Source organism: Exiguobacterium sp. s80 (genome assembly GCF_018618725.1).
Classification (GTDB): domain Bacteria; phylum Bacillota; class Bacilli; order Exiguobacteriales; family Exiguobacteriaceae; genus Exiguobacterium_A; species Exiguobacterium_A oxidotolerans.
In genome coordinates this window covers 76573-96932 of the sequence record NZ_JACSMP010000002.1, presented here as the reverse complement: position 1 = coordinate 96932, position 20360 = coordinate 76573, and the positions used below count along the sequence as shown (strand labels likewise).

The window sequence follows — 20360 nt, the reverse complement described above, 5'->3', positions numbered from 1 at the left end:
GTTTCGCTTTGTTTTGTCAAAAAAATGCCTCAAATCGATAAATTCCGTTTTCGAAAACTGATAAAAGCAAAACTACTGAACATCAGACAGATTAGCACAAGTAGAAGGATGTGCAACAGTAAATGTTCTGTCCCCGCCAGCAATCGTCAAGTATCAAACAAACTGAAGATCGATCCATAACGCATCCAGTCCGTTTTTTCACTTAAGCCCGCTCCAATCGTCAAGACAATCGAGAAGACGAGGACACCGGCAGCGACGGAAAAGGCACGACGCTCATCGTCAAAGAGTGTCGTGATAAACAACGTGAAACCAGCAACCGCATACAGCAAAAACAAAGCATTGACTTGCAGTCGCAATAAAGTCATACCATCAATCGAGATACCAGACATCGTCCAGTCCGCCATCAGTAAAACGAGCCCATTCAATAGAATGAGACAGGTACTCGCAATCAGCATGACGATGAGCGCTGCTGCCGTATATTGAATCCGCGTGATCGGGGATGCTAGATATAAAATCAATTCGCCATTGTCGATCGGACGGGCAAGTAACCGTGCCGCGAGGGACAACATATAAAACGTCGCAATAACTTGAAAAATCAAGCCGTAATAATTGCCGGCTAAGAGATCGAGCAGATTATTGAACGTCACCTTGTCATATTGGAATGCCTGTAACAATTCTTTTGGGAGAGCTTCGAGTTTTGCCTCGAGCAGACCGGTCTTCATCATCGATGGATACAAGGCGGCGAGCAACAATAAGTACAAACTGGTACCAAGTGAATAGGCAACGATCGGTTTGACGTTCTGCTTGAGTAAAGACCAGACGACCACGCTCATGATTCGTCACCCTCCCCGTAATAGTGCAAAAAGACATGCTCCAAATCATCAGCCGCCGTCTGAATCGAACGAATATCGTACGCAGTCAGAAGACGGAGAACTTGATTCAGTGTCAATTGGTCACTTGTCAAAAAGGAGACACGTTGTTGTTTTTGCGTCGCCCCGACTTGAATCGCAAATTGTTCCGCCTGTGCAGCAAGACCGAATTCGACCGTATACTGTTTCCGGCTCAACCGGATCAGTTCATGGATATCGGATTCAACGATGATTCGTCCGTCTTTTATCAACGCTGCCCGGTCGCACGACTTCTCCATCTCCGGGAAGTGGTGCGAACTCATCAAGATTGCTTTTCCGAGGCGACGTTCTTCCTCTAACCACGTCAGAAATCGTTCCTGCATCAATGGATCGAGTCCACTCGTCGGCTCATCAAGGAGATAGACCGGTGCGTCCTTCATGAAACATCCGACGAGTGCGAGTTTTTGTTTTGTACCTTTAGACATCTTCCGCACCTTCGTTTTCGGATCGAACGGAAAGCGCTCAAGTAAATCCGCTTGACGCTTCCGGTCCCCACCATGCAATTGTTGCATCAACTGTAAGATGTGGTCTCCCGTAAAGTCTCCCGGCAAACTGATTTCTCCCGGCAGATAACCGACGAGTCGTTTCACTTCTTTTGTTTCAACCCAGCAATCAAATCCACCAATCGTCGCATGACCGGAGTCAGCAGCAATCAAGCCCATCAATTGACGAAGTGCCGTTGATTTCCCTGCCCCATTCGGACCAATGAAACCAAAGACCATTCCTGGCTCGACAGAAAAACTGACATCGAATATTCCTTTACCCGACGCGAACGCTTTCGTGACATGTTCGAGATGAATCACTTCAACCGCCTCATTTCTTTTTTAGGAAATGGCTACAGTTAGTTATACCTGTTCTGTCATCGTGTCGGACGTAGCGAATCGATAAATCACAAACCGTTCATCATGATTTTTTTCGAATAAATCGCGTAACCGGACTTCCTCGATTTGTTCGAACGCCGTCTGGTTCTCTAAAAAATACCGGTATTCATCTGCCGGATAATAAAGAATCAAATCGATGGTCCGGGGCGCCTGCTCGACCGACTGTAAGATGTGGTTGACGACCTTGATAAAAATTTGAACGGAAAAAGGGTTAAAAAAATAAAATTTTGTCGCTTCTACCGGAATCGGATAACTTTCTGCATAGACATGTTCAAATTGAAGACTCCCGCGCCGTTTTTTAACTTTTTTTAAGTAATTCATCTGATTCGTCAGTGCATCCTCATAAAACTGACCGTTCATCTCGATTCCGATGACGGAACAGTCAAACCGATCGTGAAGATAAAAGTTCAGTCGTCCCTTCCCGCACCCAAAATCAATCACCGTATCCTCAGGATGAAACGGATAGACCGCGCATAGCTCATCCAGGGCTGCATATGGGGTCGGTTCATAACGGTTATAGTGACTGAAGGCATTGTAGAGGTGCTGGACATCAATCGTTTTAATGTGGAGCCGCGTTTCATATTCTTGTTCATTCATAGTTCAACTTCCTTCTTTCAAGCATTGTTTTCTCCATCGTACTATACTAAAGAGGTACGTAATTCGATAAAAGGGGATGTTTTTATGATCGTCGTAACGAACCGGATTAAAGTCAAAAAAGGGATGGCTGCTGCACTAGCACCTCGCTTCACACGCCCGAGTGGTCTCGACTCGATGGACGGATTCATTCGTGTCGAAGTTCTATTAACGCAAAATATCGAAGAACATGACGAAATGAACGTCAACATGTACTGGGAAGACATGAAGCACTTCGAAGCATGGCGGAACAGTGATGACTTCAAGGAATCGCATAAGCGTCCTGCGCAGCAAGAAGGCGAGGCACAGGAGTCACCGATGCTCGGCAGTGAAATCATCACCTATGAAGTCGCTTCTGTAAAAGAAAGTACACGTTAATCGATACGACTTAAATCCCCGAATCCTTAAATCGATTCGGGGATTTAATTTTTCAAACGTTATTTTGCAATTAACCTCGCACAATATTTAACAAGGGTTAAATTGTATATCGTTCCATTTATTGTTATTATATGTCCAATACTAGAGAGAGAAGACATATTATGATTGATTCCTTAACGATTTTTGAACAAGTCATTCGAGATTTGCCTGTCGACCGGTCGTTGACACGAGAAGATATTTGTACAGAAGATTTTTTATTGCAAACGGAACATGAGTTATCGGTCTATTATTCCCCAATCGGTGACTACATCAATCCTTTCGCAAAAGTCATTATCGTCGGAATTACGCCAGGACTTGAACAGATGCGAATCGCGTTCGAAGAGATGGCCGATGCCTTACACCATGGTGTTTCGTTAGAGGAAGCGGCAAAAATCGCCAATTATTCAGCTAGCTTTTTCCGGTGTGATGCGTCGAAATCTCGTAACGATGCTGGACGAACTTGATTTTGCGACAATGCTGTCGATTCCGACGACCGCTACTTTATTTAATGAACACCAGGAATTACTCCATGCGACCTCCATCTTAAAACATCCTGTTTTCTATCGCGGGAAAAACTACAGTGGTCATCAACCGAAGATAGATCGTATCCCTTTACTCCGACACTATGCGTATGAACACTTCGCAGCAGAATTGAATCAATTAAACGAACCTGCCCTGATTATTCCGCTCGGCCGAATCGTTGAGGCGACGGTTCGGACCTTACTTCATCAAGGACGGATTCGAAAACATTTTCTTTTATCGGGTTTTCCTCATCCCTCTGGTGTTAATGGCCATCGTAAACGTCAATTCGAAGACAACCGTTCCTACCTCAACCAACAATTGATTCACTACTTCACGCGTTCGGATTAAATCAAAAAAAGAGTCCCTGTCGTACCAGCTTCGCGCTGAGACGTCAGGGACTTCTTATCGACCGATATGCACAGATGTGAACACGAATTTGTCATACCGGTGCCGCGAAAATGAATATTCAAATGGTTTTCCGTTCCCTAAAAAAACGACTTGTTCCACTTCGATGACAGGATCGGTTTCGAGATTTCCAAGATATTTTTGATCCCATTCATTCGGTTTATCTGCACGGATCATTTTGTGCGAGCTCGTAATCGTATAACCAAGTTCTTCTTGAATATAGCGGTAAATCGATTGATCGAGAATCGCCTTCGTTAAACCTGTAATCAAGGAGGAAGGCATAAATGTATGCTCAATCACGTAAGCCTCTCCTTCGACGTAGCGGACACGTCTAATTTCATAGACCGGATCCGTTTGCTCAATCATCAAATGTCGTGCGACTTCCTTCTCCGGAAAGCGCACCTCAAATTGAAGTACTTCGCTTTTAACAGCCCGTTCCCCAAGCAATTTGGTCAATCCTTGCGATTCTTTGTTCAGAACGTTAATACGTCCTTGTGAAAAATTCGATGGTAAAATAAACGTCCCTTGTCCCCGTTGTCGGTAAATAATTCCTTCTAAGACGAGAATCTCAAGTGCTCTCTTCATCGTCATCCGGCTGACTTCGAATTCTTCTGCTAAGTTGATTTCGTCCGGCATCGCCTGATCGACATCATATCCCCCATTTAGGATTCGTTTGCGAAGTTCATCAGCAATTTTCTCATATTTCGGTTGTTTCTTTATAGACATGACTTCACCCCATGTATAGACATATAAAAATAATATAACAAAAAAAGATGATCAGGACTAGACATCCTAATCATCTTTTCAATTATTTCGTAAATCCTTGCTCTTCAATCAATTGTTTGAACCAATGGCCGCTTTTCTTGACCGTTCGTTTTTGGGTCGCGAGATCGAGTCCGACAAAACCGTAACGGTTTTTATAGGCATTGCTCCAAGACCAGTTATCCATGAACGTCCATAAGTGATAACCTTTGACGTTTGATCCTTCCTTCAGCGCACGATGCATCCATTGCAAGTGAGAGGCGATGAAATCGATGCGATAATCGTCCTGAACACTGCCGTCCTCGTCCCGGTAACGTTCCTCCCCTTCTACACCCATTCCATTTTCAGAAACAAAACACTTGATGTTCCCGTAATTCTCTCGCAGGTTCGTCAAAATATCGTAAATTCCCTTTTCGTAGATTTCCCAGCCACGATATGGATTCATTTTTCTTCCCGGCATCTCGTAATAATCGAACAGATGCTCCGGCATGAAAGGTGCATCTGGATGCGGAAGGTGCTCTTTTACTTTGATGCGTCGTGGTTGATAGTAATTAATTCCGAGTAAATCAACGGTATTTTTCGCGATGAGTTCCAGGTCACCTTGAACGACCTCGGGCAAAGCACCTTGTTGTTCCAATAAATCGACCAATTCGGCCGGGAACGTTCCGAGTACGGAAGGATCCAAGAAGGAACGATTGAACAATACGTCGGCTACTTGGGCCGCTTTCACATCCCCAGCATTTTGGCTTCGAGGATAAGATGGCGTTAAATTCAAGATGATGCCAATTTCACCCGTCTGCTCTGTTTCTTTATAGGCCTGTATTGCAAGTGCACTCGATAAAATCGAATGATAGGCCACTTGAACGGCACGCTTGAAATCAACAACGTTCGGGTAGTGGAAGTCGTATAAATAGCCACCTTCTACCGGGACGATTGGCTCATTATGCGTAAACCATTTACTGACACGATCTCCGAATAGTGAAAAGCACGTTTTAGCATATTCTGTATAGGCGGTGACGACGGCACGACTTTCCCAGCCACCGATGTTTTGCAGTGCAAGCGGCATATCAAAGTGATATAGATTTACGAACGGTTCGATGTCCGCTGCAATCAATTCGTCAATCACACGATTATAGAAATCAATGGCAATCGGATTCATTTCCCCCTGCCCCTCAGGAAAAAGACGTGACCAGGAAATCGAGATTCGAAACGAGTTGTGTCCGAGTTCTTTCATCAACGCAATATCTTCTTCATAACGATAATAAAAATCAGAGGCTACCGTTGCATTTACACCATCGAAAAAGCGATTCGGTTCTTGTTCGTACCAATGATCCCAAATGTTCGGTCCTTTTCCACCCTCAAATGCTGCCCCTTCCGTTTGTGTCGCTGAAGCTGCTGTTCCCCACCAAAAATCTGCAGGGAATGTATACTTTTGTTCTTTTGCCGTCGTAACTTCCGTTTGATTCATCTCATCCACGTCCTATCTCTATTTTTGAATTCAACCTACATGTTGATTTTCATCTCCGGCAACATTCGCTTCTTCTCGTTCTTTTTTCATATTCAAGCGGTCAATGAAGACTAGGAATGGGAACCACACTGCCATGATAATGGCGAAGTTGACGAGTTGTAACAATCCGCCCGCCAGTGAATTCGTTGCCATCATGCCACTGATAAACATCGGCACCGTCCAAGGCACAGCAACTCCTGTTGGCGGCGGAACGATTCCTGTCGACATCGCAAAATAAGTAACGGTTACGGTAATCAACGGTGCAAAAATCCAGGGAATCATGATGAGGGGGTTCATGACGATTGGTAACCCGAAAATGATTGGTTCATTGACGTTAAAGATTCCGGGTCCGATCGATAACTTACCGATTTGCTTCAACTGTTTTGAGCGCATGAAAAGGAGGATTGCGACGACGACAGCCAGTGTCGAACCGGAACCACCAATTCCAACTGTATAAATTTCAATGAATTGTTTACTGATGATATTCGGGAGTTCTCCATTCGCCGTATAGGCGTTTAAGTTTTCAAGTGACAAAGTGTTCCAGATCGGATCCATGACCGAATTGACGATAACTTGACCATGCAGGCCGAAAAACCAAAACAATTGAACAAAAAAGATGGCGATTAATGTCGGAACCAAACCGTTCCCAAGATTCACGAGTGGTTTTTGAACTAAATTAAAGATTAAATCGTGGAGATTCGTGTCTAAAAGCGAGGTGATAGCGATGTTAATGCCAAGGAAAATGGAAAGTGTCAAAAGTGCAGGCACAAGAGCTGAAAATGACTTAGCCACAGCAGTCGGCACACCAGCCGGCATTTTAATCGTCCAGTTTTTTTGAACGACAAATCGATAAATTTCTCCTGCTAAGAACCCTGTCATCATTGCAAGGAACATGCCTTTTGCACCGAGACGGTCAAGTGGAATGACATTTCCGACAGGATCAGCAACATTTTCGACTGCTACAAAGAAAGGTGTTAAAAGTAAAAAAGAAACAAGGGCGATTACACCACCAAAAACAGCTTCTACATCATAGCTTTTCGAAAGATAATATCCGATACCGAAGACGACGAATAGTGACATGATTCCCATCGTCGCCGAGGGGGCGTTTCCTAATGAAGTTTTAAAAGCATCCAATACTCCAGGCGACATAAATTTATCTAAGAATGGTAAATTCGCAATAACAACGATTAATGAACCGAACATCGTAATCGGAAAAGCGAGCATGAACGCGTCACGTAACGTCTGAAGATAGCGGCTATTGTTTAAATATGCCGCAATCGGCATCAGAAAACGACTCAACAAATCGAACCACTTACTATTACCAGCCATTTCAATCCCTCCTCTTATTTTTGAGAAAATTTATGTTCCATCATTTCAACTAATCCTGACGTCAAATCAAGCATCGTTTGTGTCGACATCAAATGATCTTCTGCATGCAAAAGCAGTAAAGACAATGTCGTCGGCTCACCGCTCGCTTCTTTTTGGACTTGACCGAAATGAATCTGGTGCGCTTCTTGCAACTGTTCTCGGGCATCTGTTAATAACCGCTCAAATGCCTCAAATGATTCTTCCTTGTACACTTCGATTGCTTCACGAATCGTACTTCGCGCATTTCCACTATGCAAAATCATCATGAATGCTACTTGTTCCATCGTCTGTTCATTTGTTTTCATTTCTTCACCCCATCAACTTAACGGCTTGTTCATAGGCCGCTTTTCCGTCGGCCATTCCGTACGCCATCATATCGATGACTTCGACTGGTTTATCTGTCGCTTGTTGAAATTTTGATAATAAAAAGCGCATTTGTGGACCAATCAATACAACATCTGCTCCATCCATTTCTTTTAAAGCTTGGTCTTGACCGACTGCCCAAATTGTCGCCTCTTCACCAAGTGATTGGGCATGTTCCTGCATCTTAGTGACGAGAATACTCGTCGACATTCCTGAACTACACGCCAACATGATTTTTTTCATTTCAACCATTCCTTCCGCGTTTTGGAATCGCTTACAACTTTGATTATACGGATTTTAACATCCATGTCTATACTTGATTTTTATTTTGTTTATTTTTATTTTTAAAAAGTGTAGTGTTGTAATCGAAAACAACTTGGAGGAGGAACAATCATGGAAGAACTGATTTGTTTTGAGCCGATTTTACAGGAGCGGATATGGGGTGGATGTAAGCTTGGTGCATATGGATTTGATACGTTAGGCAAACAAAACATCGGTGAAGCTTGGACCTTGGCTGATCACCAAAACGGGCAAACCAAAGTGAATGCCGGACGTTTTTCCGGTGATGCACTACGGGATTTATGGTCAAATCACCCTGAAATCTTTGGGATGGACACAACGGAAGCTTTTCCTTTACTCATTAAGTGGATTGACGCTGCGGATGATTTATCCGTTCAAGTCCATCCTGACGATCATGATGCCTGTCGCCTAGAAGGACAGCCTTACGGGAAAAATGAATGCTGGTATATCGTCGATTGTCCGGCAGACGCCACCATTATTTATGGGCATGACTTCAAAACAAAAGCTGATTTGTTGCGCGCTGTCCGTGAAGACGATTTAACTTCCGGCTTAATTGATTTGCCTGTTTCACCCGGCGATTTTTTTTACGTTCCAGCAGGTACTGTTCATGCTTTAACCGAAGGGTGTCTTGTCATCGAAATCCAGCAGAACTCTGATACCACGTACCGGTTGTACGATTACGATCGAATTGACCATTCGACCAACAAACCGCGTCAACTCCACCTTAAAGAAGCACTCGAAGTCATTCAATTTCCTCATTTCCAGTACGAGGAGCCTTATGTACCGACCTCTTTTTGTTCAAGACTACTGACAACCAACGCCTATTTTTTTGTCGAGGAATGGGCCATCCATGACATGATTACGATTGCACCACGAACTTCCTTCCAAGTCATCACTATCATCAGTGGCACGCTGATCATCAACCAATTGCGTTATACCGCCGGAGACACGGTTCTGATTCCGGCAAAAGTAACTTGTACCGTTTCTGGAAAGGGGAAACTTCTATTGACTGGTCCAAATCCAACACCGAAACAACGACTTCACATCGGAATTGATCTTGGTGGGACTCACACGCGTGTTGCCGCAATCAATCAGCACCATGTCGTAAAACAATATCGATTTTTGACAGAGGCGGCTGCTGGCCCGGACTATACAATTAAACATTTAAGACAAGCCATCCAAAAGCTACTTGAAGAATTTGAAGTCGAACGAATTGGTATCGCAGCGCCTGGTCCGCTTGATGCAGCAACGGGTCGGCTATTGTCACCTCCAAACCTGCCGGGTTGGGACGATGTAAATTTAGTTCGCCCGTTAGAAGAGTTCTTCAACATCCCGGTTTCCCTTGAAAATGATGCAAATGCCGCCGCGCTCGGCGAAGCATTGTTCGGGGCAGGACAAGACTATACATCCATCTATTACATGACAGTCAGTACAGGAATCGGTGGTGGATATGTCTATCAAAAGACGTTGATTCGAGGCGCACACGGATATGCTGGTGAAATCGGAAATACGATCATCGATGCTTCTGGACCGGAACATCACGTCTTGAACAAAGGCTCACTCGAAGGATTAGCAAGCGGTACGGCTCTTCAGACGCGGGCTGATTCATTAAATGAATCTTCTATTGCACAACTTCTTGGCAATACACAGGAAAGGCTTCGTTTCGTAAATCATTTAGCAACAGGCGTAGCGAACATCATTCACACACTTGATCCGGAAGCCGTCATCATCGGTGGCGGTGTTACGGCTTCCGCCGATTTATTTTGGGAAGAGCTCTTACAAGCCGTCAATGCCCGTCTCTACCCGACGTTACGTCAAAAAACAATCATTCGCTCAGCTGCATTGGAAGGAAATGCCGGTGTCATCGGTGCTGCCCATTTAAATCGGATGAACGCCGAATAACTTCATTGTTCCTTTTGAACAGACTTTACTACTTTTTTTAAAAACAGACTTGAAACTTTTTTCTGAAATATGATAAGGTTTTCTTATTAAAAGAATATGACTATTCTATCGATGAGGTAGAGGCGCGGTCTTAATGAGTATTTGATCTGAGGATGACAACGAGGACGATCAAGGAAAGGTAATGCTGCCGAAGTATCGTCAAGTGTCTGACTTGATGGTACTGGTCGAATTGGGAAATACCCGTTCGATTGCCATACGTGTTTTGTATGGAGCGCTCCAATTCGGCTAAGAAAGACGCATCCAGCAAGGGTGTCGGCTTTGTTGCCGGTGCCCTTGCTTTTTTATATGCAATGGGTCTCATCTTCTAAAAAAAGAGGAGGAACCACACAATGGTCAATTATTCAGATTCAATCGTTGCGCTCATTCCAGCTGTCATTGCAATCGCACTTGCAATCGTGACGCGCAAAGTCGTTATTTCACTTGGTGTCGGTATTTTGATTGGTGCTTTATTGCTGCATAGCTTTAATCCAATCGATACGGTCGTCTATCTCGGCAAAAACATCTTTAGTCTATTTTGGGCGGATGGGGCGTTAAATGAATGGAACGTCTTATTACTCATCTTCTTACTATTACTCGGTGTTCTATCGACGCTTATCCAAACATCGGGCGGTGCACATGCCTTCGGTGAATGGGCAACAACACACGTCAAGACAGCGCGCGGCGCTCGCCTCGCAGCATTTGGTTTAGGTATTTTAATCTTCATCGATGATTACTTCAACAGTCTTGCTGTCGGGAATGTCAGTCGTCCGTTAACGGACCGTCGTGGCGTCTCGCGTGCAAAACTTGCTTATATTATTGACTCGACGGCTGCTCCAGTCTGTGTCATCAGCCCGCTTTCAAGTTGGGGAGCGTTCATCATCTCAATCATCGCGGGTATCTTGACGACACATTCGATTACGGAGTATTCCGCATTCAGTGCTTTCATGATGATCGTGCCACTCAACTTCTATGCGATTTTCGCTCTATTGCTGACGCTTTACATCGCGTACACAGGGATTGCGGTCGGACCGATGCGGACGCATGAACTTCGTGCATTAAAAGGTGAACTTTTCGACGCAAGTAAAGGAACACCGATGGGGATGGCAGAGGAAGTCAAAGAACACGAAGGTGGAAAAGTACGTGACCTCGTCGTTCCGATTATCGTTCTCGTCATTGCAACGGTTTCCGCATTACTCTTTACCGGTGCTCAGGCACTCGCTGCTGACAATCGTGCATTTACGTTGATTGGTGCATTTGAAGCGACAGACGTAACACGTTCACTCGTTGCTGGTGTCGTCATCAGTTTAGTCGTTGCTTTCCTGATGTTGATTGGTCGGAAAATCCCGGCGCGCGAATACGGACACAGCATCTGGGCTGGGATGAAATCCATGTGGCCTGCTGTCGTCATCTTATTATTCGCTTGGACAATCATCGCTGTTATCGGTGACATGAAAACAGGTGAGTACTTAGCAAGCTTCGTCAGTAAGTCGATTTCTGCTTCGTACCTCCCCTTCTTATTGTTCTTGATTGCAAGCTTAATGGCATTCTCGACAGGTACAAGTTGGGGAACATTCGGTATCATGCTGCCGATCGGTGCTGACCTCATCATGGCGGTCGAACCGAATCTCTTACTTCCGACGCTCGCTGCCGTTCTTGCCGGATCCGTCTTCGGAGACCACTGTTCACCAATTTCCGATACGACGATTCTCAGTTCGACAGGTGCCGGTTCGCATCATATCGATCACGTCACGACACAACTTCCGTATGCGTTGGTTGGTGCGGCGACATCGGCAGTCGGCTACCTTGTGCTCGGTTTAACCGATTCATCAATCATCGGCTTCATCGGTGCACTTATCGCCTTCTTACTCGCACTCGTCGTCCTGAATGTCGTCTCGAAGCGCGGTAAAGTACCAACTGAACTTCGCGCTGAATAATAAAAAATAACGCTCAGCTTAGCCTAGACGAGAAAAAAAGAAGGGATTGCCATCTACCGTGATGTGCAATCCCTTTTTTTAAGTTGTAGACAACATGGTATGGAGAAATAAAAAGCGTCTTTTTTTCGTTGCTTTCTTCGGGCGAGGCGCAAGCCGTTGCTCCTTGATCCTTACGGACAACGAGCAGGGTCTTGCCTGCCTCTGAAAGTGCGTTAAAAACGCACTTTTCCCCGTAGGAGTCAACGAAACGTGATGCTTTTTAGGTAATACCGTGAGAGAAATACAGGAAAGCACGAACGAATTGCAATTCGATATCGCATGTTCACGCTTCATAAGCGTTTGTCTACACGCTGAAGCGATCATTCTTACACCATCAAGGCACACACTTCATTTGCAAACGCAACTGGATCTTCGATTGGCAAGCCTTCCATGAGCAACGCTTGTTGGTACATTAATTTCGTATAGCGTTCAAATTTCGGACGGTCTTCTTTAAAGGCCGTTTCAATGGCTTGGAAGACGTCATGTGACGTGTTCAACTCCAAAATTTTCACGGCTGAAACATCTTGGTTGTTCGGCATCGACTTAAGAATTTTCTCCATTTCAATCGAAACGGCACCATCCGTCGCGAAGCAGACCGGATGTGATTTTAAGCGTGACGAAGCTTTGACTTCTTTGACTTGCCCAGCGAGCACTTCCTGCATTGCTGTAAACATCTCGACTTGTGTTTCGGTCGTTTCTGCTTGATCCGCTTGCTCGATTCCAAGATCACTGCTCGTAACCGATTTAAATTCTTTTCCTTCATAGTTGAGCAACATTTGAATCGCGAACTCATCGATTTCTTCCGTAAAGTACAGAATGTCGAACCCTTTGTCTTTGACAAGCTCCGACTGTGGCAACTTATCTAAACGGTCCGTACTTTCCCCTGAAGCATAGTAAATGTATTTTTGATCTTCCGGCATCGCCGCGACGTATTCAGCGAGCGTGACCAGCTTCTTCTCTTTTGCCGAGTGGAACAGGACAAGATCTTTGACCGTCTCTTTATGCATGCCGTAATCATTGTAGATTCCAAACTTCAATTGACGACCAAAGGCTTGATAAAAGGCTTCATACTTCTCGCGATCGTCACGAAGCAGTCCTTCAAGTTGCGTCTTAATCTTACTTTGAATGTTTTTTGCAATCAATTTGAGTTGGCGGTCGTGCTGCAACAACTCACGTGAAATATTGAGTGACAAGTCTTCCGAGTCGACCATCCCTTTGACGAAGCTAAAGTGGTCCGGCAAGAGGTCACTGCATTTTTCCATGATCAAGACGCCGTTCGCATACAGTTCAAGCCCTTTCTCGAACTCTTTCGAATAATAGTCGAAGGACGGTTGCTCCGGAATGAATAAAATCGATTGATAACGGACGGCACCATCTGCACTGATATGGATGTGCTTGACTGGTGTATCAAATCCATATCGTTTTTCTTGATAGAAGTTCGTGTAATCCTCGTCCGTCAACTCCCGTTTATTTTTCCGCCAAATCGGCACCATGCTGTTGATTGTCTTGACGACCTTCACTTCTTCCATCTCGTCCGATCCTTCAATCGGTTGACGTTCCGTCTCTTCCATCTCAATCGGATAGCGGATGAAGTCGGAATACTTTTTGACGATCGTCCGCAAACGATGTGTATCTAAATACTCATCATAATTTTCATCTTCTTCGTTCGCTTTGATGTGCAGCGTGATTTCCGTCCCGACTACAGCTTTTTCGACTTCTTCAATCGTATAACCGTCGACACCGTGCGACTCCCACTTGTACGCTGTTTCGCTACCGAATGGTTTCGTGATGACCGTGACCACATCCGCGACCATGAATGCCGAATAAAAGCCGACACCGAACTGTCCGATGATGTCGTGTCCGTCTTGCGCGGCATTCTCCGCCTTAAAGGCAAGTGACCCACTCTTCGCGATTGTTCCGAGATTCGCTTCGAGCTCGTCTTTCGTCATCCCGATTCCCGTATCACGAATGACGAGCTGTCGTGTCGTTTGGTTTGGTTCAATCGTAATCTTATAGGCATCCTTTTCGAATGTCAGTGTCTCGTCCGTCAATGCTTTGTAATAAATCTTGTCTATCGCGTCACTAGCGTTCGAAATCAACTCACGTAAAAAGATTTCCTTATGTGTGTAGATGGAATGAATCATCATTTCGAGTAAACGTTTCGACTCTGCCTTGAACTGTTTCGTTTCCATTTCCGATGCCCCCTAGTTCTTCTTTAGCACTCTAACAATAAGAGTGCTAATACAAATCTATTATTACGGATTGGAAAAATAGTGTCAATCCCCTTCTTCGAGTCGGCTGCGGATATATTTTCCGATTTTACGTAAGCTTTCCGCCGACCCGTATGTGCCATGACTGACACCATGGCAGTCCGGCCGATTCCCGAGTCCGATGAACTGCTCACTCGGTTTAAAGTGAAGACCGATGATTGGAACGGAAAATTGTTCCGAATACCCGAGTTCGAAGACGGCATCCGGATACCCCGGGACCGGCTCGGGCGCTTGCCATGTAGCCGTCTGATCGATTGTCCGGTAACGTTCCGTATGTTCCCGTCCGAGGAGAATGATGCCGCGTAACGAAAAGAGACGAATCAATTTCAAAAGGAACGTCTGACCAAATACGGTTTCTTCCAGTTCATGTCGCTGAGCAATCGTTCCCATGTACCGTTTCGTCGGAAAGGGAAAGAAGTCCGTATGGATGACCGGCTCTCCGGTTCCGTAAAAAGAAGCTTCGAATCCATTCAGAAAACCTTCCAATTTTCCTCCCCCCTCTCGTCCGAACCACGATTTATAAATGTCCGGCTGTTTGAAATAACGATTATAGGAATCAATCATTTGATTAAATCGTTGGTCCGTCCGGTACTCCGTAAGCGGCGCATCGACTTCTCTTAGGACGAATGGTCCTGTCGTCTCATAGCGTAACGTGCCATCCCGGTTCAAAAACTGGCCTGCCGACGGATTCGTCGCAATCGTAAGCCAGCTACGCTCGCTTACGTCACCAAACCATAAGACCGGTGTCGTCCGGTCAATCAACTCATTCTTAAATACATCTTTCTCTAACTCGATTTGGTACAGAATCGCTTCATCGAGTAATTTTTTTGCATATTCACGTTGTTCGGATGTCAGCGTTCTCATTCCTTTCCTGTCGGGTTTTCACTTTTCATCTGTTCCCGTTCTCATGGATTGCTAGACAGTTCAGTAGGTTTATCCTCCAAAGTCAAGGGAATGATTCATAAGGTGAACAACATTCGGAGCAAGAGTACTTAGAAGGAGGAAATTACACATGGGTCGATTAGAGAATAAAGTAGCAGTTATTACAGGTTCAGCTACAGGAATTGGTCAAGCAACGGCACTCGTCTTTGCCGAACAAGGGGCGAAAGTCGTCTGTGCTGACGTCAATCTTGAAAAAGCACAGGAGACGGTCGAAAAAATCAAACAGGCTGGTGGACAAGCGGAAGCGATTCACGTCGACGTCACGCAAGTCGATAGTGTCGAACAGCTCGCGACACAGCTGAAAGACACGTACGGAACGATTGACGTTCTGTTCAACAATGCCGGGATTGATCAGCAAGGCGGAAAAGTCCATGAATATCCGATTGAACTGTTTGACCAAATCATCGCGGTCGACTTACGTGGTACATTCTTGACGAGTAAATTCTTGATTCCTTTAATGCTTGAGAAGGGCGGATCGATCATCAATACGTCATCGATGTCAGGTCGCGCTGCCGACTTAAACCGCTCAGGTTACAACGCAGCAAAAGGTGGAATCACGAACTTTACACGGGCGATGGCAATCGATTATGCGCGTGAGGGCATTCGTGTCAACTCGCTCTCACCAGGTACGATCGAAACACCACTCATCGACACGCTCGTCGGTGGAAAAGACGAAGACCAAGGAAAACAATTCCGTGATGCCAATGCATGGATCACACCAATGGGTCGTCTCGGGAAACCACGTGAGATGGCAACGGTTGCCCTCTTCCTCGCTTCCGACGACAGCTCTTACGTGACAGGTGAAGACATCACAGCAGACGGCGGGATCATGGCCTACACATGGCCTGGCGAGATGTTGATTGATGATAAATGGAAAACGGATGCTGAATAACGATCCATTTGACGCATGAAACATCGCAACATCTAAATAAAGAGGAGGACGATTTCGAATCGTCCTCCTCTTTTTCGTATGTCCTTCGACTTATTAAATCAACAATCTGCGCCTTTTGACCACAGTCCTTTGACGCATCCTCTTAAAAACGGCCCATTTGATTCTAAGAAATACCGCGATTTTAAATTTTCTCCTCGCTTGTTTATCTCTCGGATAGCTTTTTTTCGGGGAATACTCTAGTGAATGTAAATCAAGGAGGAATCAGCATGACGCAACAACAACAAATCGAATCACTGCAACACTGCCTGCAAATTCCGAGTGTCAATCCGCTCGACGGGGAACGAGACGTCGCGACTTTTGTCTATGACTACTTGACCACTCACGAAATCGAAACCGAATGGATTGAGGTCGCGCCAAAACGAATCTGTCTCGTCGCGACCCTTCCGGCAAGCGAGGTAGCCACCGAACCAAAAACAATCGGTTTCTCGGGTCATCTTGATACCGTACCTGTCCAAACGACCGGTTGGACAAAACAACCTTTTGGTGGTGAAATCAGCGACGGACGGATTTACGGTCGCGGGGCATCCGATATGAAGTCTGGTGTGATGGCAATGGTCAATGCGATGATTGAGTTAAAGGACTGTGCGGACCGCCCGAATCATCTCAAACTACTTATTACATCTGATGAAGAAAATGGTATGACAGGCGCGAAGTATTTGACGGAACGTGGTGACGCCGACGATTTAGATGCGCTGTTGATCACGGAGCCGACAAGCGGAATGATTGGGTATGCTCAAAAAGGTGTCGTCGGAATCGAAGTGACGTGCGTCGGTAAAGGGGCTCATAGTTCCGCGCCGCAACTCGGAAAAAATGCCATCGATGATCTGTATCGTGTCATTCAGGAAGTGAAGTCGGACCGTTTCACGATCACCGACAATCGCCACCCGCAACTCGGTCCTGTCGTCGCCTCGATCACGTCGATCCAAGGCGGAGAAGGTCCGAATGTCATCCCGAGTAACGCTTCCTTTTACATGGACATCCGGACGATTCCCGGATTCGGACGCCTCGAGATTTTAGAAGCTTTTGCGCAGATCGAACAACGGCTGCGTAAGGAAGATCCGACGTTCGCGATGACCCTGCGTGTCATCAAAGAGATTCCTTCATGTGAGACGGATGCGAATGCACCGTTCCTCGAAACGGTTGCACGACACATGGAAACCATCACGGGTCATCCGGCGCGGCGCGTTGCGATTCCGGGTGGGACGGACGGAGCCATGTTCAGCCAAGCCAACCGGACCTTCCCGATTGCCGTCGCTTCGTTCCACGACTTCCGTTTCGCCCATCAAGTCGATGAATCGATTCCCTTGTCGGAGTATTTCCAGACGATTGCGTTATGTAAGCAACTCGCACTTGAACCCCTAGCCTGAACGAAAAAAACCGCTCAAGCCTTCTCTTTCGAAGACTCGAGCGGTTTTTACGTATAGACTCCGATACTCGCAAGCGCTTGTCCGAGATAACTCTGATCACTTTGCAACGCTATTGTCTGTTGACCCTTCCATCCGATTTCAATCGTGACGTGACCGAGACGATGATAGGTCAACGTCATGTGAAAATCTGCTTGCGTATAGGTCGCAGATCCACGAAGTTGCTCATGGACCGTTAAAAAATCATGCGCAAAGGAATCATATTCAGCGAACGACATATTTAATCGATGACTGGTCTGGTTGTCCGATTGCGATAGGACGACATCGATTTCCAGTATTTCTTCCAGACGATTGACCTGTAAAATACGCCATTCGACCTTCTCTTCATAACCGATGAAAGCAATCGTATGTTCCAATCGTTTCCTCCATTCTGTTTCCTATCATCGTAAGCGACAATCGTCTTTTTTGTCGACCTAACCAAAAACATCCTTTCTTCCGCTTCTGCAGAAGAAAGGATGTTCGTTTACATCAATGCCCGCTATCGATTGTATCGATGTGACGGATGTGCTTAAGATTGACCCCGATGATGACGACAGAGAGTAAGACAAATCCGCTCCCGACGTAAAACGGCAAGTTTGCGTTAAAGATTTCAGCCAATTTACCGGCCATGAATGGCGCGATGGCTGCCCCAAGGAAACGTAAAAAGCTGTATGCAGCAGATGCGGTCGAACGTTCGACCGGTGCCGCGTCCATGACGGCTGTCGTAATGAGTGTGTTGTTATTACCAAGTACCGCCCCGGCAAGAATCACACAGACGATGACGACAGCTGGTGTTTCCGTAAAGATCCCCATCAATAGTAAGAGAACGGCGAACAGTAACAGCATCAATACCATCGCTTTAATCGTTCCAAGCCATTGTTTTAACTTCGGCGCTGTCAAGACAGACGTGATTGCGAGCAACATCCCCCAACCCAGGAAGACGAAACCGAGACCTTGTGCCGGCAGTTTCATGACGAACGGCGCATAGGCCATGATTGTAAAGAAACCGACGTTATAAAGTGCTGCAACAATCCCAAGTGTCAACAGTGAACGATGTTTCATCGCTTGGAAAGGTGCGAGCAAGGAAATCTTTTGCCGTGGTGCCGTCGTTGTTGCGACCGGTTTCGGCATCAAGAACAACAGGACAAGGAAGGCGATGACCATGATTGTCGCGACACCCATGAAAGGTGCGCGCCATGTGATCGAACCGAGTGTCCCTCCGAGAAGCGGCCCAATTGAAATCCCGAGACCGACGGCTGCTTCATATAAGATGATCGCTTTTGCTGTCCCGCCTGACGAAAGGGAGACGATGGCTGCAAGTGCCGTTGCGACGAACAAGGCATTTCCAAGCCCCCAGCCGCCACGTAAGGCGACAAGCGTCCAAATGCTATCGGCTTGCGCTGCAAATCCAGCGACGAGCGCGATGACGGCAATTCCTAACATCAATGTTCCCTTTTGACCGATCCGTGATGAAATCGCACCTGTGATCAGCATCGCGAATGCCATGACGGCATTATAACTTGTAAATAAGAGCGTAACTTCACTTTTTGAGGCTTCTAAATTATCAGCGATCGTCGGTAAAACCGGGTTGACGAGCCCCATCCCCATGAATGCCGTGATACTCGCAAAAAATACTGCCCAAACAGCAATCGGTTGGTGGAATAATCCATGCTTGCTTTCTTCTAACACCGTTTCCGGCGCAAGCGTCGTTGTTTTATTGGCAAGTGCCATATCGTCCCTTCTTTCTCTTATAAGAACCGTTTAAAGGAGTGACGGATGACGTCGCCCCGACTGATGATTCCGACAAGCTTTCCTTGTTTTAAAATCGGTAATTTTTTAATCCGTTTCGAACCGAGCGTCGCTGCGATTTCTTCCATCTCCGTTTCAACATCTGCCGTGACGACTTTCCGGCGTGCCATCTCCATGACCGGACGGTTCAGAATGTGACGCACCCGCGCGTCATAATCTTCTTCATCCCCTTTGATGACATCTACATATAAAAACGTATCGACGATGATGTCTTTGTGCTTTCCAATCGCCCGCATGATGTCACCATCACTGATGTACCCAACGACTTCGCTCTCGTCATTGATGACGGGAACACCGCTGATTCCGGATTGGATGAAACGTTCGACGACATGGCGGATGACGTCTGTTTCGTGGACTGTGATCACTTCTTGTTTCATCGATTCATAAGCTTTCATCGGAATTCTCCTTTTGTGTGTGTTCTGAATAAATAAGTTGTATGATGCAATTAAATAACAGAAATGATTGTATAATACAACTAATGGACTGTCAAGTTTCCTGACCTCTCATTGACAGGGGCTAAGTCCTTGCGTAATGATGGGAAACATGAAGCACTTAGGAAAAGAGGGGATTAACATGTCTGATCAGGCACTCGAAGTGATTGAACTAGAACTTGCGATTCTGATTCGTCGTTTGACGACAGCGACGGCCGATAACCGAAATTTAGATCGCGCGTCGTATTTGTTACTGCGTCAACTGTCCGAGTCTGGTCCAGTCGGGGTGAAGACATTGGCACGCGAATTGCAACTTGACGTCTCTACCGTCAGCCGGCAAGCGGCAGCACTCGATCAAAAGAAATTGGTCGAAAAAGTACGCGATGAAGCAGATGGCCGTGCTTTCTTCTATCACATCACTTCACTCGGACAGGAAGAACTGACGATTTACCGGACGGCACGCCTCGCGAGCATCGAACGCTTACTGACAGACTGGTCAGGTGACGATGCGGAAGCATTTGGACGCCTGCTCCAACAATTTAACCGTGAACTGCGGGAACGGTGATCCAATCG

At 46.0% G+C, this 20360-nt stretch carries 21 protein-coding genes and 1 riboswitch; of the genes, 8 read left to right on the top strand and 13 right to left on the bottom strand.

All coding sequences use genetic code 11. From position 1 onward, the window contains the following. Positions 1 to 146: 146 nt before the first annotated feature. From KNP94_RS07015 to KNP94_RS07005, 3 genes are read right to left on the bottom strand one after another with little or no spacing between them, the layout of a single operon-like run. Positions 147 to 833 (bottom strand): ABC transporter permease subunit, encoded by a 687-nt coding sequence (locus tag KNP94_RS07015; RefSeq protein WP_251132609.1) that lies wholly within the window; start codon positions 831 to 833, stop codon positions 147 to 149. After that, positions 830 to 1711: an ABC transporter ATP-binding protein gene (locus KNP94_RS07010; RefSeq protein ID WP_215115489.1), complete on the bottom strand. Its 882-nt coding sequence runs from the start codon at positions 1709 to 1711 to the stop codon at positions 830 to 832. The genes KNP94_RS07015 and KNP94_RS07010 overlap by 4 nt, the downstream gene beginning before the upstream one ends. Positions 1712 to 1753: 42 nt before the next feature. Then, the gene (locus KNP94_RS07005; protein ID WP_215115488.1) at positions 1754 to 2386 is read right to left on the bottom strand and encodes a methyltransferase; all 633 of its coding nucleotides are present in this window, start codon (positions 2384 to 2386) and stop codon (positions 1754 to 1756) included. A gap of 84 nt (positions 2387 to 2470) precedes the next feature. On the opposite strand from KNP94_RS07005, the gene KNP94_RS07000 reads away from it, so the two are divergent. The 3 genes from KNP94_RS07000 to KNP94_RS15890 all read left to right on the top strand — a co-directional run bounded on the left by KNP94_RS07000 (position 2471) and on the right by KNP94_RS15890 (position 3709). Beyond that, the gene (locus tag KNP94_RS07000) at positions 2471 to 2800 is read left to right on the top strand and encodes a heme oxygenase (RefSeq protein WP_029332105.1); all 330 of its coding nucleotides are present in this window, start codon (positions 2471 to 2473) and stop codon (positions 2798 to 2800) included. Positions 2801 to 2961: 161 nt separating this feature from the next. Then, a complete protein-coding gene (locus KNP94_RS15895; RefSeq protein ID WP_251132608.1) occupies positions 2962 to 3303 on the top strand; it encodes a hypothetical protein in 342 nt (113 codons plus the stop codon). After that, entirely contained in the window at positions 3266 to 3709 is a 444-nt protein-coding gene (locus KNP94_RS15890; protein ID WP_251132607.1) for a hypothetical protein, read from the top strand. The genes KNP94_RS15895 and KNP94_RS15890 overlap by 38 nt, the downstream gene beginning before the upstream one ends. Before the next feature lie 54 nt (positions 3710 to 3763). On the opposite strand, the gene KNP94_RS06990 is transcribed toward KNP94_RS15890, so the two are convergent. The 5 genes from KNP94_RS06990 to KNP94_RS06970 all read right to left on the bottom strand — a co-directional run bounded on the left by KNP94_RS06990 (position 3764) and on the right by KNP94_RS06970 (position 8009). Continuing rightward, positions 3764 to 4492 (bottom strand): GntR family transcriptional regulator, encoded by a 729-nt coding sequence (locus KNP94_RS06990; RefSeq protein WP_088838246.1) that lies wholly within the window; start codon positions 4490 to 4492, stop codon positions 3764 to 3766. An 82-nt stretch (positions 4493 to 4574) separates the two neighbouring features. Then, entirely contained in the window at positions 4575 to 5996 is a 1422-nt protein-coding gene (locus tag KNP94_RS06985; protein WP_088838247.1) for a glycoside hydrolase family 1 protein, read from the bottom strand. Between the two features lie 30 nt (positions 5997 to 6026). Continuing rightward, positions 6027 to 7364, bottom strand: coding sequence for a PTS cellobiose transporter subunit IIC (gene celB, locus KNP94_RS06980; protein ID WP_088838248.1), 1338 nt, complete (start codon positions 7362 to 7364; stop codon positions 6027 to 6029). 14 nt (positions 7365 to 7378) lie between these two features. After that, positions 7379 to 7708, bottom strand: a complete 330-nt coding sequence (locus KNP94_RS06975; protein ID WP_088838249.1) for a PTS sugar transporter subunit IIA — start codon at positions 7706 to 7708, stop codon at positions 7379 to 7381. Between the two features lie 4 nt (positions 7709 to 7712). Then, positions 7713 to 8009, bottom strand: coding sequence for a PTS sugar transporter subunit IIB (locus KNP94_RS06970; protein ID WP_088838250.1), 297 nt, complete (start codon positions 8007 to 8009; stop codon positions 7713 to 7715). A 150-nt stretch (positions 8010 to 8159) separates the two neighbouring features. Between KNP94_RS06970 and manA the strand changes: the two genes are divergently transcribed. Together manA and KNP94_RS06960 are read left to right on the top strand one after the other, a co-directional pair. Beyond that, a complete protein-coding gene (gene manA, locus KNP94_RS06965; RefSeq protein ID WP_215115487.1) occupies positions 8160 to 9968 on the top strand; it encodes a mannose-6-phosphate isomerase, class I in 1809 nt (602 codons plus the stop codon). A 109-nt stretch (positions 9969 to 10077) separates the two neighbouring features. Beyond that, a riboswitch (Lysine riboswitch) is annotated at positions 10078 to 10253 on the top strand. A gap of 104 nt (positions 10254 to 10357) precedes the next feature. Then, the gene (locus KNP94_RS06960) at positions 10358 to 11941 is read left to right on the top strand and encodes a Na+/H+ antiporter NhaC family protein (RefSeq protein WP_088838252.1); all 1584 of its coding nucleotides are present in this window, start codon (positions 10358 to 10360) and stop codon (positions 11939 to 11941) included. Between the two features lie 365 nt (positions 11942 to 12306). Here KNP94_RS06960 and htpG read toward each other — a convergent pair whose 3' ends face one another. Beyond that, complete coding sequence (htpG, locus tag KNP94_RS06955; protein ID WP_215115486.1) at positions 12307 to 14172, bottom strand: molecular chaperone HtpG; 1866 nt, start codon at positions 14170 to 14172, stop codon at positions 12307 to 12309. An 84-nt stretch (positions 14173 to 14256) separates the two neighbouring features. Beyond that, positions 14257 to 15114 (bottom strand): hypothetical protein, encoded by an 858-nt coding sequence (locus KNP94_RS06950; RefSeq protein ID WP_215115485.1) that lies wholly within the window; start codon positions 15112 to 15114, stop codon positions 14257 to 14259. A 148-nt stretch (positions 15115 to 15262) separates the two neighbouring features. On the opposite strand from KNP94_RS06950, the gene KNP94_RS06945 reads away from it, so the two are divergent. Both KNP94_RS06945 and KNP94_RS06940 read left to right on the top strand, forming a co-directional pair. After that, positions 15263 to 16084 (top strand): SDR family oxidoreductase, encoded by an 822-nt coding sequence (locus tag KNP94_RS06945; RefSeq protein ID WP_088838255.1) that lies wholly within the window; start codon positions 15263 to 15265, stop codon positions 16082 to 16084. A 266-nt stretch (positions 16085 to 16350) separates the two neighbouring features. Continuing rightward, positions 16351 to 17511 (top strand): ArgE/DapE family deacylase, encoded by a 1161-nt coding sequence (locus KNP94_RS06940; protein WP_214766286.1) that lies wholly within the window; start codon positions 16351 to 16353, stop codon positions 17509 to 17511. Between the two features lie 47 nt (positions 17512 to 17558). On the opposite strand, the gene KNP94_RS06935 is transcribed toward KNP94_RS06940, so the two are convergent. From KNP94_RS06935 to KNP94_RS06925, 3 genes are all read right to left on the bottom strand, one after another. Next, the gene (locus tag KNP94_RS06935; RefSeq protein WP_215115484.1) at positions 17559 to 17924 is read right to left on the bottom strand and encodes a hypothetical protein; all 366 of its coding nucleotides are present in this window, start codon (positions 17922 to 17924) and stop codon (positions 17559 to 17561) included. A 112-nt stretch (positions 17925 to 18036) separates the two neighbouring features. Further along, the gene (locus KNP94_RS06930; RefSeq protein WP_088838259.1) at positions 18037 to 19278 is read right to left on the bottom strand and encodes an MFS transporter; all 1242 of its coding nucleotides are present in this window, start codon (positions 19276 to 19278) and stop codon (positions 18037 to 18039) included. 17 nt (positions 19279 to 19295) lie between these two features. Beyond that, the gene (locus KNP94_RS06925; protein ID WP_029332115.1) at positions 19296 to 19751 is read right to left on the bottom strand and encodes a CBS domain-containing protein; all 456 of its coding nucleotides are present in this window, start codon (positions 19749 to 19751) and stop codon (positions 19296 to 19298) included. Between the two features lie 178 nt (positions 19752 to 19929). On the opposite strand from KNP94_RS06925, the gene KNP94_RS06920 reads away from it, so the two are divergent. Beyond that, entirely contained in the window at positions 19930 to 20352 is a 423-nt protein-coding gene (locus tag KNP94_RS06920) for a MarR family winged helix-turn-helix transcriptional regulator (protein ID WP_215115483.1), read from the top strand. Positions 20353 to 20360 lie beyond the last annotated feature (8 nt).

Excerpts from the sequence above, each read along its gene's own strand:
- KNP94_RS06970 (WP_088838250.1), bottom strand. The coding sequence starts at position 8,009 with ATGAAAAAAATCATGTTGGCGTGTAGTTCAGGAATGTCGACGAGTATT.
- KNP94_RS06975 (WP_088838249.1), bottom strand. The coding sequence starts at position 7,708 with ATGAAAACAAATGAACAGACGATGGAACAAGTAGCATTCATGATGATT.
- celB (WP_088838248.1), bottom strand. The coding sequence starts at position 7,364 with ATGGCTGGTAATAGTAAGTGGTTCGATTTGTTGAGTCGTTTTCTGATG.
- htpG (WP_215115486.1), bottom strand. The coding sequence starts at position 14,172 with ATGGAAACGAAACAGTTCAAGGCAGAGTCGAAACGTTTACTCGAAATG.
- KNP94_RS06920 (WP_215115483.1), top strand. The coding sequence starts at position 19,930 with ATGTCTGATCAGGCACTCGAAGTGATTGAACTAGAACTTGCGATTCTG.
- KNP94_RS15890 (WP_251132607.1), top strand. The coding sequence starts at position 3,266 with ATGCGTCGAAATCTCGTAACGATGCTGGACGAACTTGATTTTGCGACA.
- KNP94_RS06945 (WP_088838255.1), top strand. The coding sequence starts at position 15,263 with ATGGGTCGATTAGAGAATAAAGTAGCAGTTATTACAGGTTCAGCTACA.
- KNP94_RS07000 (WP_029332105.1), top strand. The coding sequence starts at position 2,471 with ATGATCGTCGTAACGAACCGGATTAAAGTCAAAAAAGGGATGGCTGCT.
- KNP94_RS06990 (WP_088838246.1), bottom strand. The coding sequence starts at position 4,492 with ATGTCTATAAAGAAACAACCGAAATATGAGAAAATTGCTGATGAACTT.
- KNP94_RS06985 (WP_088838247.1), bottom strand. The coding sequence starts at position 5,996 with ATGAATCAAACGGAAGTTACGACGGCAAAAGAACAAAAGTATACATTC.
- KNP94_RS15895 (WP_251132608.1), top strand. The coding sequence starts at position 2,962 with ATGATTGATTCCTTAACGATTTTTGAACAAGTCATTCGAGATTTGCCT.
- KNP94_RS07005 (WP_215115488.1), bottom strand. The coding sequence starts at position 2,386 with ATGAATGAACAAGAATATGAAACGCGGCTCCACATTAAAACGATTGAT.
- KNP94_RS06930 (WP_088838259.1), bottom strand. The coding sequence starts at position 19,278 with ATGGCACTTGCCAATAAAACAACGACGCTTGCGCCGGAAACGGTGTTA.
- manA (WP_215115487.1), top strand. The coding sequence starts at position 8,160 with ATGGAAGAACTGATTTGTTTTGAGCCGATTTTACAGGAGCGGATATGG.
- KNP94_RS06940 (WP_214766286.1), top strand. The coding sequence starts at position 16,351 with ATGACGCAACAACAACAAATCGAATCACTGCAACACTGCCTGCAAATT.
- KNP94_RS06960 (WP_088838252.1), top strand. The coding sequence starts at position 10,358 with ATGGTCAATTATTCAGATTCAATCGTTGCGCTCATTCCAGCTGTCATT.
- KNP94_RS06925 (WP_029332115.1), bottom strand. The coding sequence starts at position 19,751 with ATGAAAGCTTATGAATCGATGAAACAAGAAGTGATCACAGTCCACGAA.
- KNP94_RS06950 (WP_215115485.1), bottom strand. The coding sequence starts at position 15,114 with ATGAGAACGCTGACATCCGAACAACGTGAATATGCAAAAAAATTACTC.
- KNP94_RS07015 (WP_251132609.1), bottom strand. The coding sequence starts at position 833 with ATGAGCGTGGTCGTCTGGTCTTTACTCAAGCAGAACGTCAAACCGATC.